We start from the raw sequence: 13,561 nt of genomic DNA, 5'->3' as shown, positions 1-13,561 counted from the left end.
AATCTGTAATGCCCGCTTAGCGGGCATTTTTTTGACTTTAAACTGCCAGTTTTGCTCTGGATTCGTATTGCCTTGTTCGCCTGTTCAATGCCTTTACGTCCGGGCTGGACGACTCTCCGCCAAAGAGTTGGTATCTGTGAGCCAATCATCTGTAATAATTCAGTGAATCCCAGGGCGTGCTGAATCTCAATTAAGCCGCTTGTTAAGTAAGGTGTCTAGTCAGGTTATGGGTCTGAACTGGCTTGAAATGTCGTAGGCGATGTTCAGGCAGAGAAGCGGGCACAGTGAGGATTATCCGGGGCTGAAATAAGAACGATTAGTTGGGGTTGGCGCAGCGGCGCCGTAAGTTAGGTTGACAAGGAAGTTCCTGTTTGTCGTTAACCTTAGCCAGGTATCGACAACGAATTAAGCCGAACCTGACTGCTCACCCAGCAACCTGGCCTCAATAAAAAGGCGCCATAACGGCGCCTTTGTTGCTGGATGTTTAGATCTTACTGACAAGCCTGCGCAGTATTATCGCTAACACGCTGGATCCGCGCATCGGCCAGGCTCAGGTTTAGCTCGCCGGCGCTTTCTATCGTCAGCACATTAAATACCTGTGCCAAATTCAGCCCTTGCTGTTGTAAACAACTGATGCTGATTTGCAGCGTTTGCCATTCGCCTTCTGGCATTGCGGCCAGTGCTGGCGCAATATTCTGACTACCACGGCAGGCTTCGCCACAGCTCATACTGAGCGCGACTTGCTCCGGCACGGCGCCGCGGCGCATTAGCTGCAGTGTCAGTACACTGTCGGCGCTGGCAAAGGCGCGCAAATCCCGTGGGAAAGGGCTACCGAAGTTCAGGCCGGCATTCGCCTTACCGCTAAATTCAAAGCGGCGGGCATCTTCCTGTACCTGATTATCAAAGGTACGGCTACGAATAGCACCAAACTCCTGCACACTACTGGTTACGCCAATACGCTCGGTGCCACTCAGTAGCTGTAACTGCCAGGGGGAGCGTGGTGCGCGTTCAAAGATCACCATCTCGCTATTGGCGGCAGCATCACCGCTATCTTCTGACAGCGTGTTACTCAGGGTGCTGGCATCGCCATAGCGCAGGCCAAAACCGTAGGGCAGCAGCGGCTGATAGTCAGCATCACCAATATTGACAGTACTTTGCTGTGGTGTTGCTGGCCAGGAGAAGGATAACTTGCCGTGGAAATCATATTGCACCTCTCCGGCAGCATTGCGCAGGATCACATCAGCTACGCCCTCGCCTTCACTACCCGGCAGCCAGACTGCAACAAAGGCATCTGAGGCATTGAGCTCCGGATTGACCCACATCGGCCGGCCACTGATAAAGAGTGACACCACTGGAATGCCCTGCGCTTTTAACTGTTGCAGCAGTGCCAGATCGGTTTTATTACCACGCTGGTACTCCAGATTATCCAGATCACCATTACCCTCGGCATAGGGTTCTTCACCAAAGACGACGATGGCCACGTCCGGTTTTTCCGTAAAGCTACCATCACTTGATAATTCAACCTGCCCACCGGCGGCCGTGACCTGGCGGGCAATACCGCCATAGATCGAGGTGCCGCCCGGGAAATCTTCATTGGTATTACCGGTACCCTGCCAGCTGATGGTCCAGCCGCCGGATTGCTGGCCGATATTATCGGCGCCAGGGCCGGTGACCAGAATACGTTGCTGCGGTTTCAGCGGCAGTAACTGCTCGTTATTCTTTAACAGTACCAGCGACTGGCGCACGGCATCGCGGGCCACGGCGCGGTGTTCTGGCGCACCGATTAACTCGGTACGGCCGGCCAGTGGGCGCTGTGCCGGGCTTGGCTTATCAAATAAGCCAGCACGTTTTTTCACGCGCAGAATACGCCGTACGGCATCATCAATCCGCGCTTCTGGGATCGCGCCGGTTTTTACCTGCTCAATCAGATTGTAATAAAGCGGCTTCCAGGCGGCGGTCGGCACCATATACACATCCAGGCCGGCATTTGCTGCCTGGGCGCAGTTATCATTAGTACAACCCGGGATCTGGCCATGACCATTCCAGTCGCCAACGATAAAACCATCAAAACCCATCCGATCTTTGAGTACCTCGGTCAGCAGGTAGCGATCGCCATGAATTTTACTGCCATTCCAGCTATTAAAAGACGCCATCACTGTCTGCGCGCCAGCTTCTAAACCGCCGACATAGCCCTGGGCATGGATGCGGAACAGTTCTTCTTCGCTGACCTCGGTATTACCCTGATCGACACCGCCGGTAGTACCGCCATCGCCGACAAAGTGTTTCACCGTACTGATCACCCGCCGTTCGCTGAGGAAATCCTGATCGGCGGCACCTTGTAAACCCCGCACGATAGCTGCGGCGTAATCGCGCACGATATCCGGATTCTCGGAGTAACTTTCGTAGGTGCGGCCCCAGCGGTCATCGCGCACTACGGCCACTGTCGGCGCAAACACCCAGTCGATACCGGTCGCCATCACTTCGCGAGCTGTGGCTTCAGCGATTTGTTCAATCAGCGCCGGATTGTTCGCGGCACCTAAACCGATATTGTGTGGAAAAATGGTCGCGCCGATCACGTTATTGTGGCCGTGTACGGCATCGGTACCCCACATGGTTGGAATAGCGACGCCATCGATACTGGCATCCATTGACGCCTGATACATGGCTTCGGCCAGGGCGATCCAGTCGGCTGGGGTGGCGTACTTATTGTCATTCGGGAAGGCGCCGCCGCCATTTAAGTAGGAGCCAAAGCCGTATTTACGCATATCCTCAACGGTGATATCACGGATTTCCGGCTGAATCATCTGGGCAATTTTTTGCTCCAGCGTCATTTTGTTCATTAACTCGCTGATCGCTTGCTCCATTGCCTGGTCTTGTGGTACCGGCAGTGTTAAGGCTGGCCAGACCGGCGGTGTGGCATTCTCGCGGGCCACCGGTGTCGGAGCCTCGCTGCAGGCGGTCAGTAGCAGGCTGCCACTGGCAGAAAGCATCAACATGGCCATAGTGGTTTTCTTTATCTTCATCCGTTATTCCTTCGTTGTAACCGGAGTTTGCGGGATACAGCCTTTCAGACCATAGAAAGCAATATACAGGTAACATACCAGCGGTAATACAAAAGCTAGTTGCACCCCGATCTGGTCAGCCAGCATCCCCTGCAGCACAGGTAAAATGGCGCCGCCAACAATCGCCAGGCACAGAATGCCCGATCCCTGGCTGGTATATTGTTTCAGACCTTGCAGCGCCAGGCTGAAAATGGTTGGAAACATAATTGAATTACACAGGCCGACCAGCAGTAAGGACCACATTGCCAGCTTGCCAGAGGATAAAATTGTTAAGGCCAGCAAGAGCACGGCCATTACTGCATTAAAAGCCAGAACCTTGCCCGGATTCAGCTTTTGCATTACCGCAGCGCCAATAAAACGCCCAACCATAGCACCGCCAAAGTACCAGGAAATATAGTGCGAGGCGGCTGCTGTGGTCATACCGCCGATTTCCGGTTGTGACAGATAAATGGCCAAAAAGCTGCCGATACCGACTTCGGCACCAACATAAACAAAGATACCAATAGCGCCCAGCACTAAATGCCGTTGCTGCCAGGCTTTACCGCCCAGTGGCAGGGCTGCTGCCGGATCTTTTTTACCCATAGCTGGCAGTTTTAACCAGGCGAAAATAATGGCTAGCAGTATCAGGCTGGCGGCCAGGATTAAATAAGGCACTTGCACCGTTGATTCGGTAACGGCACCCGGCACCGGCTCAGGCGCATTCATACCGCCGAAGATTAGCCAGGCACCGAAGAAGGGCGCGACTGTGGTACCCAAAGAGTTAAACGCCTGAGTCATCGTTAAGCGGCTGGAGGCGGTTTCTGGTTTGCCCATTACGCTGACATAAGGATTCGCCGCCACCTGCAAAATAGTAATACCCGAGGCCAGTACAAAGAGTGCAAACAGGAACATGGCATAGACATGCATTTCAGCTGCCGGTAAAAACAACAAACAACCGGCGCCGGCGATTAACAAACCGGTGACGATCCCCGATTTATAGCCAATGCGGCTGACCAACATACCAGCCGGGATCGAGACCACAAAATAAGCGCTAAAAAAGCAAAACTGGATCAGCATCGCCTGGGTGTAGTTCAGATCGAACAGCAGTTTTAAATAGGGGATCAAAATGTCATTTAAGCAGGTAATAAAACCCCACATAAAAAATAATGAGGTTAATGCCGTTAACGCAAAGCGGTAGCTGGTTGGCGCGCCTGGCTGCGCAGCAGCGTCTGGCGTAATAATGGGTGTGGCAGCCATAAGGGTTCCCTTGTCGTTTCTGTTTTAATTGACGTTCGGCAAAGCGGCGTCTAGTATTAATGTAAGCGCTTTCATTTATAGCACACCTGCCGCTGAGCGCAATATTTTTTGGTGCTATTGTGCAAAAAGCATGTGCAAAAACTAGACAGAAGAAGCCTCTATGCAGAAGATTGTATTAGCCGAAAATTCACCGCTGTTACGCTCAGATTTTATCTTTGGTGTCGCCACCGCCGCCTTTCAGATCGAAGGTGCCGCCGAGAGTCGCGAGCCCTGTATCTGGGATACCTTTTGCGCCGAGCCTGGCCGGATTCGTGACGGCTCTGATGGGCTGGTAGCCTGCGATCATCTGAACCGCTGGCGTGATGATATTGAATTGATTAGCGGTTTAGGGGTGGATGCCTATCGCTTTTCTGTGGCTTGGGGCCGGGTGATCCGCGCTGATGGCAGTGTTAACCAGGCCGGCCTGCAGTTTTATCTGGATTTACTTGCTGAGTTGGAAGCACGGCAAATTAAAGCTTTTGTGACCTTATACCATTGGGATTTGCCGCAATATCTGCAAGACAAGGGCGGCTGGCTAAATCGGGACACTGCCTATCGTTTTGCCGAATATGCCGAGGTGGTCAGTCAGGCCTTTGGTGATAAAGTTTACTCTTATGCCACCTTAAATGAGCCATTCTGCAGCGCCTATCTGGGTTATGAGGCCGGTATTCATGCGCCGGGTGAACAAAACCGCCAGCATGGCCGGCAGGCGGCGCATCACCTATTGCTGGCGCACGGTCTGGCGCTGCAGGTGTTGCGCCGTAACTGTCCAAAGGCATTAAATGGCATAGTACTGAATTTCAGCCCTTGCTTTGCTGCGACCGAAGTCAAAGCCGATCAACAGGCCGCCTGGTTGGCCGATCAGTATCATAATCAGTGGTATCTGCAACCTTTACTGGAAGGTAGCTATCCGGATTTGAGTGCCTACCTGGCGCCAGCTGAATTGCCGCAGATCGCTGAGGGCGATCTGCAGATTATTGCCCAGCCGCTGGATTTTCTCGGCATTAATTACTATACCCGTACCGTGTTTACTGCCGGTAAAGATGGCTGGTTTCATGATGTTAAACCGACACAACCGCCACTGACCGACATGGGTTGGGAAATTTACCCGCAAGGGTTAACGGAAATTCTGTTGCAGCTACATCAGCGTTATCCGCTACCGCCGGTCTACATTACCGAGAATGGCGCGGCCATGGTCGATCAATTGGTAGAGGGTGAAGTACAGGATACTGACCGACTGGCGTATTATCAAAGCCACTTAGTGGCAACCGAGCAGGCCATTGCTGCCGGCGTGAACGTGCGCGGCTACTTTGCATGGAGTTTGCTGGATAATTTTGAATGGGCCGAAGGTTATGCCAAGCGTTTTGGTATAGTCTATGTTGATTACGCCAGTCAGCAGCGCATTGTTAAAGCCAGCGGCCGGGCATTGCAGCAACTTTGGCAAAGCAGAAAATAATAATAAGCAGCGCACTGCAACAGGGTAGAATTATGCTGACCAAAAAAGAAAAAATCGCTTATGGCCTTGGCGATACAGCTAGCAACATCATCTTTCAGACGGTGATGTTGTTTTTAACTTTTTTTTATACCGATATTTTCGGCATTTCGCCGGCTGTGGTCGGCACCATGTTTTTAGTGGTGCGGATTATCGATGCCATCACCGATCCGCTGATGGGGGCGCTGGCAGATAAAACCCACAGCCGCTTTGGCCAATACCGGCCTTATCTGTTGTATCTGGCGCTACCCTTTGCTTTTATTAGCGTATTGGCCTTTACTACGCCGGATTTATCGCCCAGCGGCAAAATCTGGTATGCCTTTATTACCTATACCCTACTGATGCTGGCCTATACCGCTATCAATATTCCCTATTCGGCATTGGGCGGCGTACTGACCGTCGATCCGGATGAGCGGGTGTCGGTGCAATCCTACCGCTTTGTGTTTGGTATGCTGGGTGGCTTGCTGGTCACCGCCTGCACTCTGCCCCTGGTGAGTTTTTTTGGGCAGGGCGATCAGGCCAAGGGTTATCAGCTGACGATAGCGGCAATGAGCGTGCTGGGTGTGCTGCTGTTTTTACTCTGTTTTAAGGGTACGCGCGAACGGGTTAAGCCACCTGCCGATCAGCAACTGACGTTAAAAGCCGGGCTGAAGGCATTGTGGCAAAATCAGGCTTGGCGGGTGTTGAGTCTGGCTGCGCTGGTGTTATTAACCGGTATGGTACTGAAAAATACTTTGGTTATTTACTATGTGAAGTACTTTTTACTGCGCGAAGATCTGGTCACCACCTTTATGACACTCGGCATGCTGGGTAATATCGCTGGCTGTGCCTGTGCCCAGTTTGTGGCGGCGCGGGTAGATAAGGTGAAAGCCTATATTGCCCTGCAGCTGCTGGCCGCCTTACTTTGTGCCGCTGGCTTTTGGGTTGGCAGCAGTCAATGGCAGTTAGCGATTGTGCTGCATATTGCCTGGTGTTTCTTCTTACAAATGGCCACCCCGATGCTGTGGGCAAAAATGGCTGATGTGGTAGATTATGGCCAGTGGTTAACCGGTGTGCGCACCACCGGCCTGGTGTACTCCTCTGTGGTATTTTTTATTAAGCTGGGCCTGGCAGTGGGTGGGGCCTTGGCAGGTTGGTTACTGGCGTTTTATCAGTATCAACCGGCGGCAGAGCAAACGGCGGTAACGCAACAGGGTATTTTATTGAGCTTTACGTTGCTACCGGCGCTGGGTTCCGTATTGGTCGCCTGGATTATGCGCTATTATCCGCTGCATCGGCAGCAGGTAGCACAGGTATCGGCCGATCTGGCAGCGCGCTAAGCGGCAGTGAGAGTCTGATTGAGGAAAGGATAAGTTCGCACTATGGCGACGATTTACGAAGTATCCAAGTTGGCTGGAGTGTCACTGGCCACCGTATCAAGGGTGATGAACAATAATACGCCGGTTAAGGAGTCGACCCGGCGTAAGGTGCTGGATGCGATGGCACAGCTGGATTACCGGCCAAATAGTATCGCGCAGTCGCTGGCTTCGAATCGCTCAAACAGTATCGGGGTGCTGGTCTCGGAACTGCACGGTCCTTTCTATGGTGCCATGCTAACCGGTATTGAAGCCGAATTTCGTGCGGCTGGCAAACATGTGATCATTACCGCAGGTCACAGTGATCTGGCCACCGAGCAAGACGGCATTGAGTTTTTGAAAAGCCGTAACTGTGATGCGCTGATCCTGCATGTCGAAGCGGTATCAGACGACTATCTGCTGGCGCTGGCGGCGGAAGAGACGCCCTTTGTATTGCTTAACCGTCATATTCCGGCTATTGCTGACCGTTGTATTAGTCTTAATAACGAGCTGGGTGGTTATCTGGCCACCCGGCACTTGCTGCAGCAAGGGCACCGGAAAATTGCCTATATTGCCGGCCCGATGTGGAAAACCGACGCCCGCGATCGTTATCATGGCCATCAGCGCGCGCTGGCGGAATATCAGCTTACTGCCGATCCGGCATTATTTTTTGAAGGTGATTTCCGCGAAACCGGTGGCAGCAAGGGCTTAGAGAGCCTGCTGAAAACGGGTAAAACCTTTAGTGCGCTGGTCTGTGCCAACGATGAAATGGCATCGGGCGCCATTACTGCCGCGCGTGAGCTGGGGCTTAACATTCCGCAGCAGCTGTCGGTAATGGGCTATGACAATGTCAATTTTGCCTATTACACCTACCCGAAGCTGTCGACTATCGATTATCCAATTAGTGCCATGGGGCAGATGGCTGCCCGCTGGGTACTGCGTGAAGTTTACCAATATGATGGCAACGAGGTACAGCAGGTATTTGAGCCAGCACTGATTAGCCGTGACTCTGTGCTGGCTGTGTAAGCGAATGGCTAGGAGCAGTTGCTACGTAACCAGCGCCCTTGCTGACTCATTTGCATCTGTTCCTGTTGGCCCTCAAAGTCACTGCTAAAGCTGGCTGAACCCTGATAAGTTTTGCGATCGATAATCAGCATTTCACCGCTGCCACTGCTTGGTGGCTCCGAGCTGCACTGGAAGGTAAAGCTAAAGCGGTTTTTATCCTGCTGAGTCAGTTGTTGCTTGCAGCCCTCCTGCTCCGGCAGCTTGCCCTGTTTTAGATCTTCAGCGGTCATACAAACTTCGACACTGCCGCTCATACCATCAAAGCTCATCCCTTGCGCCTTGAGCATGTCCAGCATCATCTGCCGCTGCGCTTCTGGCAACGCCGCCAATTGCTGCTGCACTTCCTGCAACATCTGCTCTAACCGGCCGCTTTGGCTGCTGACTTTAAAGCTGTGTTGCCACAGGCCCGGCTCTAAATCGAGCTCGATGTTTTGCGCTAAAGTTGTTGCTGAGTACCACCCTGTAACCACAAAAAAGGGGATTAAAACTGACTTTTTCATGACGACCTCCATTTAGGTTAGCCTTCAGCCTAGCTCAGTGAGGCAGATCCCTCCACTTTTGGCATAGAATTCGATATTAGCGGTCCGTCATGTAGAGCCTGAATACGCAGCAGGTTTTGCAACAGGCTGCGAGTTCAGGCACTTTGTCGGCTTAACAATTAGTCGCTGTTCGGCCGGTAACGCGCCAGCCAGTGGGCATAAGGTGCCGGTAATACCCAGGCCGGGTTGTCGATTTGTAACTGCTGCGCTGCAACATAGCTCCAGTGCGGATTAGCTAAATGCGCCCGGCCAATCATTACCAAGTCCATTTGACCGCTGGCCACGGCGTTTTCCGCTAATTGCGGTGTGTCGATACCCCAGGATGAGGCTACCGGTAATGCGGCTTGTTGCTTCACTTGCTGGGCGATCGGGCCTAAGAATGCCGGCCCCCAAGGAATATTGGTTTCGGCAATGGTAAAGCCGACGCTAACATTTAGCAGATCCAGCCCCAGAGCTTTCATTTGCCGCGTCAGCTCAATCGATTCTTGCAGCGTTTCTTCGTCGTTGCCGTCAAACTCAATCACACCAAAGCGGGCCGTCAGTGGCAAATGCTCAGGCCAAACCGCCCGCACTGCTGCCACCGTTTCTAATAAAAAGCGACTGCGGCCGGCAAAGTCACCGCCGTACTCGTCAGTACGCTGGTTGCTGTGTTTGGAGAAAAAGCTTTGCGCCAGATAGCCATGGGCAAAGTGCAGCTCTAACCACTCAAAGCCGGCTGCCAGCGCCCGTTTTGCTGCCGCCACATAATCGGCTTGCACCCGCTTGATATCGTCGATAGTCATAGCATGCGGTACTTTGGGTAAATGATGGCCAAAAGCAACGGCCGATGGCGCTATAGTTTGCCAGCCTCGGCTATCGTCAGCGGCAATATGATCATCACCTTCCCAAGGCTTATTGGCACTGGCTTTACGGCCGGCATGCGCCAGCTGAATGCCCGGTACACTGCCTGCCTCTTTAATGGCTTTTGCAATGGCCGCCATGCCCGCTTGCTGCTCATCTCGCCATAACCCGGTACAGCCTGGGGTAATACGTCCTTCCGGTGCAACACCGGTAGCCTCTACAATCACCAGGCCTGCGCCACCGCGGGCCAGTGAGGTGTAATGGGCCAAATGCCAATCGGTAGTAAAGCCATCTACGGCGCTATACTGGCACATCGGCGGAATGGCGATGCGGTTACGTAAGGTGACACTTTTTAAATTAAAGGGGCTAAACAACGCGCTCATACGATTTCCTGTTAAAACGGCAAATAAGGCAGGGTTACCTGCGGCTAAAAAGTATGCGGCGATTTTAGAGTAATGAGAGTATAATAAGAATACATATAAACTTATGTTATGCATAAATTATCATTATGACAAATCTCAACTGGCTGCAAAGTTTACAAGCCATCGCGCGTACCGGCAGCTTTACCCGGGCGGCAGAACAATTAGGCTTAACCCAGGCGGCGGTCAGCCAGCATATCCGGCAGTTAGAAGATCAGTATGGCTGTGTGGTATTACGTAGCCTAAGGCCTTTGGCGTTAACGCCAACCGGCCAGCTATTGCTTAGTTATGCTGATGAGATAACGGTGGCAAATGAATGTTTGCAGCAACGCTTGCAAGCTAACGACAGTTTGCAGGGTGATGTTGGCTTAGTAACACCGGGCAGCAGTGGTTTATTGTTATATGCCGATTTACTGGCGTTACAACTAAGCCAACCCGGATTAATTATCCGGCACCGTTTTGCGCCGGGCGCTGAAGTACAACAGGCGGTACTGGATAATAGCTACCATTTGGGGGTGTTAACCTTTAAACCGGATGATCCCCGGTTATATGCTGAAGAAATTGCCGAAGAGCCGCTGGAGCTGGTATACCCTGCGGGTTACCAAGTGCGGGAATGGCAGGATTTACAGCGCTTAGGCTTTATTAACCACCCCGATGGCAAAGCGATGGCGACCCGTTTGCTTAGCCGGCATTTTCCGGGTAATCCGGGGGTAACAACCCTGCCCTGCAAGGGCTACAGCAATCAGGTAAGCTTGTTACTGCAGCCGGTGGCTCTGGGCTTAGGCTTTACCGTGGTCCCCCGTTATGCACGGCAGGCGTTTGCTGCCCAAGATAAGATTGCTGTATTGCAATGTGGCCAGCCGGTAATCGATACACTATGGGCAATTTATCGCGCCGAGTGGCCGTTAAATGCCCGTTGCCGGCTGGTACTGGAGCGAATCCGCAGTACTCTCAACCAAGCTGCTGCCAGTCAAATTCAGTAAAACAGCGAATTTTATAATCGGCAATGGCAAATTTGCTGTGCTGCCATTCATGTGCAGCGGGTATTGCGACCACTGTCATCCCCGCGGCTTTGGCAGCCGTTACGCCGGCAAAGGAATCTTCAAATACCAGGCACTGTTCTGGTGCGACGCCAAGCTGGCTGGCCGCCAGCAGATAAATATCTGGCGCCGGCTTACCGCGACTGACCAGCTCTAAATGGCAGTGCGCCTGAAAATACTGCCGGATTTGTAGCCGCTGTAAGGTGGTATCCAGCAGCAGCTTCGGCGAGTTGGTAGCAACGGCCATCTTGAGCTGACGCCGTGCATTTTCAGCCAGCAGCGCCAGTAAGCCTGTTTTCGGTTCGCCGCTGCTGGCGATGCCAGAGGCTACAAAGTCGATAATCTGTTGATGTACCTGCTCCGGGCTAAGTAAGAGCCAGGGTTGATGCTGATACCAGTGCGCGATGACCGCAGCCGTGGTAAGGCCGGTACTTTGTAGTAGTGGTGGCCGGCTAAAATCGACACCCAGCCCACCGAGAATTTGCTGTTCGGCCTGATGCCAGAGTGGCTCAGAGTCGATCAGCACACCGTCCATATCAAAGATAACTGCCTGAAACATTATTGCTCCGTTGTGATAATTGACCGGATCAAAAGCAAGCAGGCAGATTACATCGTCACCGCTTGCTATTCCAGAGTTCTATCACGGCGAGTTACAGCCAACCTTTTTGCCGCGCAATGCGCGCGGCATCAATGCGGTTAGCCGCGTTAAGTTTGCTGATGGCTTCCGACAAGTAATTACGGGCGGTGCCTTCGGCAATGTAGAGCGCACTGGCAATTTCGCCGGTGTTTTTGCCCTCAGCCGCTAACCGAAGTGCCTGGCGCTCTTTCTCGGTTAACGGGTCCTGCTCGCCTAGTGAATTTAGTAACAGCTCACTGTCGACGACCTTTTTGCCTGCCATTACCTGTTGCATCGCCTGCACCAGCTGTTCGACCGGCGCATCTTTTAATAAAAAGCCGCCGACACCGGCATCCATCGCCCGTTTTACATAACCAGCGCGACCGAAGGTGGTAATAATCACTACCTTGGTCGCCAGCTTTTGCTGTTGTACATACTGCGCCAGTTCAATACCGCTGGCGCCCGGCATTTCAATATCGGTGAGCAGCATATCAAAGCTGTGTTGCTTTAACTGTTGTAAGGCTGCATGACCATCCACCGCTTCCGTAACCTGTATATTGGCCTCTAAGCGCAGTAAAGTGGCTAAGGCAGTACGTACCATTGCCTGATCTTCAGCCAGTAAAATATTCATAGCGGCTCCTGTAGCGGTAACTCAATGATAGCCCTAAAGCCAGAGCCGTGTTCTAACGTTAACTGTGCGCCAATCGCAGCAAGGCGCTGCCGTAGGCCGGTTAAACCGTTGCCTTCTTTGAATGCCGCAGCTTTGCCGTTGTCGGTTAGTTGCAGCTGTAAGCGATGATTGTTTTGCATAAAACCTAATTGACAGCTATCGCCCTGGCTGTGACGCATAACATTAGTAACGAGCTCGGTCAGCGCCAGAATCACTGTGGTTTCACGGCGGCTATCCAGCTGTGGGATCTCACCGCTCAGTTCGACTTGAAAGCCGGCATCACGTAAGCGCGACAGCAGTTTCGCCACTTCGGCAGTTAACCCCTGATGTTTAAAACCAGAGACACTTTGTCGCACCTGACTTAACGCATCACGGGCGATAGCGCTAAGTTCGGTCAGTTGCTGCTGTGCTGCCTCTGCTTGCTGGCGTGCCAGCAGTTTTTCCGCCAAATCAGCTTTTAAAATAATGCTCGACAGGGTGTGCCCTAAGATATCGTGCAGATCACGGCCAATACGCTCACGCTCCACCATGGCGGCCAGTTGCTTGATTTCATCGGCACTTCGCTGCTCTTGCAAGCGTTTGCGCATCGTTTGTTGCTCAATCCAACCTAAAAAACTGACCCCAAGTACAATCGGCACACCAATATGCAAAAAATGTGGCCAGTGAATGGTTAGGGTTAAATCGAGGATAACCAGCAAGGCGATCAGGGCAGCGATGGCCGCCAGGTAACGATTTGATGGATTGGCATAACCGATAAAAAAGCCAGCATAGGAAAACATCGCGATAGAGCCGGGGTTAATGGGGGTGATAAGGCTGGCTATAGCAATAATACCAAGGGTGGGTTTCAGCATTTCCCGGCGAGTGCAGCTGTACGCCCAAAAGTAGCAATACAGAAAACCCATTAGCGCCACGGCCATCAACAGATACTGCCACCACAGAAAACGGACAGTAAACAGCGGAATAAAGAAAAAGATCAAATTAAACAGATAAACCCAACTGAGCTTTTTTTGCAGCAGTTCCTGGTTCGATATAGTGTTCGCCATGATGCGTCCTGAGCCTGACATATGCCGCTACAGTCTAACGAATATTTTGCTGCGGCAGTAAGTGACAAAGATCATCTTTTCTAATGGCAGTTGTCAGCCGAAAGTGCTGACAAAAGTGAGCGGTGCCAGTCACTGCTGCAGACTAGACTGCACTCATCAGCACTAA

General features: G+C 52.3%; 11 protein-coding genes. 4 read left to right on the top strand and 7 right to left on the bottom strand.

What is annotated here, in order from left to right:
- Positions 1–491 precede the first annotated feature (491 nt).
- The gene (locus AGRI_RS10865; protein ID WP_008984988.1) at positions 492–3,023 is read right to left on the bottom strand and encodes a glycoside hydrolase family 3 protein; all 2,532 of its coding nucleotides are present in this window, start codon (positions 3,021–3,023) and stop codon (positions 492–494) included.
- Positions 3,024–3,026: 3 nt separating this feature from the next.
- Positions 3,027–4,298, bottom strand: a complete 1,272-nt coding sequence (locus AGRI_RS10860) for a sugar MFS transporter (RefSeq protein WP_008984987.1) — start codon at positions 4,296–4,298, stop codon at positions 3,027–3,029.
- 160 nt (positions 4,299–4,458) lie between these two features.
- On the opposite strand from AGRI_RS10860, the gene AGRI_RS10855 reads away from it, so the two are divergent.
- Genes AGRI_RS10855 through AGRI_RS10845 form a run of 3 tightly spaced genes read left to right on the top strand, consistent with a single transcriptional unit; the run spans position 4,459 to position 8,189 of the window.
- Positions 4,459–5,793 (top strand): GH1 family beta-glucosidase, encoded by a 1,335-nt coding sequence (locus AGRI_RS10855; protein ID WP_008984986.1) that lies wholly within the window; start codon positions 4,459–4,461, stop codon positions 5,791–5,793.
- Positions 5,794–5,825: 32 nt separating this feature from the next.
- A complete protein-coding gene (locus AGRI_RS10850; RefSeq protein WP_008984985.1) occupies positions 5,826–7,148 on the top strand; it encodes a glycoside-pentoside-hexuronide (GPH):cation symporter in 1,323 nt (440 codons plus the stop codon).
- Between the two features lie 42 nt (positions 7,149–7,190).
- The gene (locus AGRI_RS10845) at positions 7,191–8,189 is read left to right on the top strand and encodes a LacI family DNA-binding transcriptional regulator (RefSeq protein ID WP_008984984.1); all 999 of its coding nucleotides are present in this window, start codon (positions 7,191–7,193) and stop codon (positions 8,187–8,189) included.
- Between the two features lie 8 nt (positions 8,190–8,197).
- On the opposite strand, the gene AGRI_RS10840 is transcribed toward AGRI_RS10845, so the two are convergent.
- The gene (locus AGRI_RS10840) at positions 8,198–8,728 is read right to left on the bottom strand and encodes a DUF3617 family protein (RefSeq protein WP_008984983.1); all 531 of its coding nucleotides are present in this window, start codon (positions 8,726–8,728) and stop codon (positions 8,198–8,200) included.
- 158 nt (positions 8,729–8,886) lie between these two features.
- Positions 8,887–9,990 carry an NADH:flavin oxidoreductase/NADH oxidase gene (locus tag AGRI_RS10835; RefSeq protein ID WP_008984982.1) on the bottom strand — a complete coding sequence of 368 codons (1,104 nt, stop codon included), beginning with the start codon at positions 9,988–9,990 and terminating at the stop codon, positions 8,887–8,889.
- A 125-nt stretch (positions 9,991–10,115) separates the two neighbouring features.
- On the opposite strand from AGRI_RS10835, the gene AGRI_RS10830 reads away from it, so the two are divergent.
- The gene (locus AGRI_RS10830; RefSeq protein WP_008984981.1) at positions 10,116–11,009 is read left to right on the top strand and encodes a LysR family transcriptional regulator; all 894 of its coding nucleotides are present in this window, start codon (positions 10,116–10,118) and stop codon (positions 11,007–11,009) included.
- Here AGRI_RS10830 and hxpB read toward each other — a convergent pair.
- The 3 genes from hxpB to AGRI_RS10815 all read right to left on the bottom strand — a co-directional run bounded on the left by hxpB (position 10,978) and on the right by AGRI_RS10815 (position 13,395).
- Positions 10,978–11,625 (bottom strand): hexitol phosphatase HxpB, encoded by a 648-nt coding sequence (hxpB, locus tag AGRI_RS10825; protein WP_008984980.1) that lies wholly within the window; start codon positions 11,623–11,625, stop codon positions 10,978–10,980. The genes AGRI_RS10830 and hxpB overlap by 32 nt on opposite strands.
- Positions 11,626–11,716: 91 nt before the next feature.
- Positions 11,717–12,313 carry a response regulator transcription factor gene (locus AGRI_RS10820; RefSeq protein WP_008984979.1) on the bottom strand — a complete coding sequence of 199 codons (597 nt, stop codon included), beginning with the start codon at positions 12,311–12,313 and terminating at the stop codon, positions 11,717–11,719.
- Positions 12,310–13,395 carry a sensor histidine kinase gene (locus tag AGRI_RS10815; protein ID WP_008984978.1) on the bottom strand — a complete coding sequence of 362 codons (1,086 nt, stop codon included), beginning with the start codon at positions 13,393–13,395 and terminating at the stop codon, positions 12,310–12,312. The genes AGRI_RS10820 and AGRI_RS10815 overlap by 4 nt, the downstream gene beginning before the upstream one ends.
- Positions 13,396–13,561 lie beyond the last annotated feature (166 nt).

Source organism: Alishewanella agri BL06 (assembly GCF_000272005.1).
GTDB classification, from domain to species: domain Bacteria; phylum Pseudomonadota; class Gammaproteobacteria; order Enterobacterales; family Alteromonadaceae; genus Alishewanella; species Alishewanella agri.
The sequence above is the reverse complement of the archived record's forward strand: the minus strand, read 5'-3'. Positions and strand labels throughout refer to the sequence as shown.

What these genes read in the sequence shown, in the direction of transcription:
- AGRI_RS10845 (WP_008984984.1), top strand. Translation starts at nt 7,191, where the DNA reads ATGGCGACGATTTACGAAGTATCCAAGTTGGCTGGAGTGTCACTGGCC.
- AGRI_RS10865 (WP_008984988.1), bottom strand. Translation starts at nt 3,023, where the DNA reads ATGAAGATAAAGAAAACCACTATGGCCATGTTGATGCTTTCTGCCAGT.
- AGRI_RS10830 (WP_008984981.1), top strand. Translation starts at nt 10,116, where the DNA reads ATGACAAATCTCAACTGGCTGCAAAGTTTACAAGCCATCGCGCGTACC.
- AGRI_RS10860 (WP_008984987.1), bottom strand. Translation starts at nt 4,298, where the DNA reads ATGGCTGCCACACCCATTATTACGCCAGACGCTGCTGCGCAGCCAGGC.
- AGRI_RS10820 (WP_008984979.1), bottom strand. Translation starts at nt 12,313, where the DNA reads ATGAATATTTTACTGGCTGAAGATCAGGCAATGGTACGTACTGCCTTA.
- AGRI_RS10850 (WP_008984985.1), top strand. Translation starts at nt 5,826, where the DNA reads ATGCTGACCAAAAAAGAAAAAATCGCTTATGGCCTTGGCGATACAGCT.
- hxpB (WP_008984980.1), bottom strand. Translation starts at nt 11,625, where the DNA reads ATGTTTCAGGCAGTTATCTTTGATATGGACGGTGTGCTGATCGACTCT.
- AGRI_RS10835 (WP_008984982.1), bottom strand. Translation starts at nt 9,990, where the DNA reads ATGAGCGCGTTGTTTAGCCCCTTTAATTTAAAAAGTGTCACCTTACGT.
- AGRI_RS10815 (WP_008984978.1), bottom strand. Translation starts at nt 13,395, where the DNA reads ATGGCGAACACTATATCGAACCAGGAACTGCTGCAAAAAAAGCTCAGT.
- AGRI_RS10855 (WP_008984986.1), top strand. Translation starts at nt 4,459, where the DNA reads ATGCAGAAGATTGTATTAGCCGAAAATTCACCGCTGTTACGCTCAGAT.
- AGRI_RS10840 (WP_008984983.1), bottom strand. Translation starts at nt 8,728, where the DNA reads ATGAAAAAGTCAGTTTTAATCCCCTTTTTTGTGGTTACAGGGTGGTAC.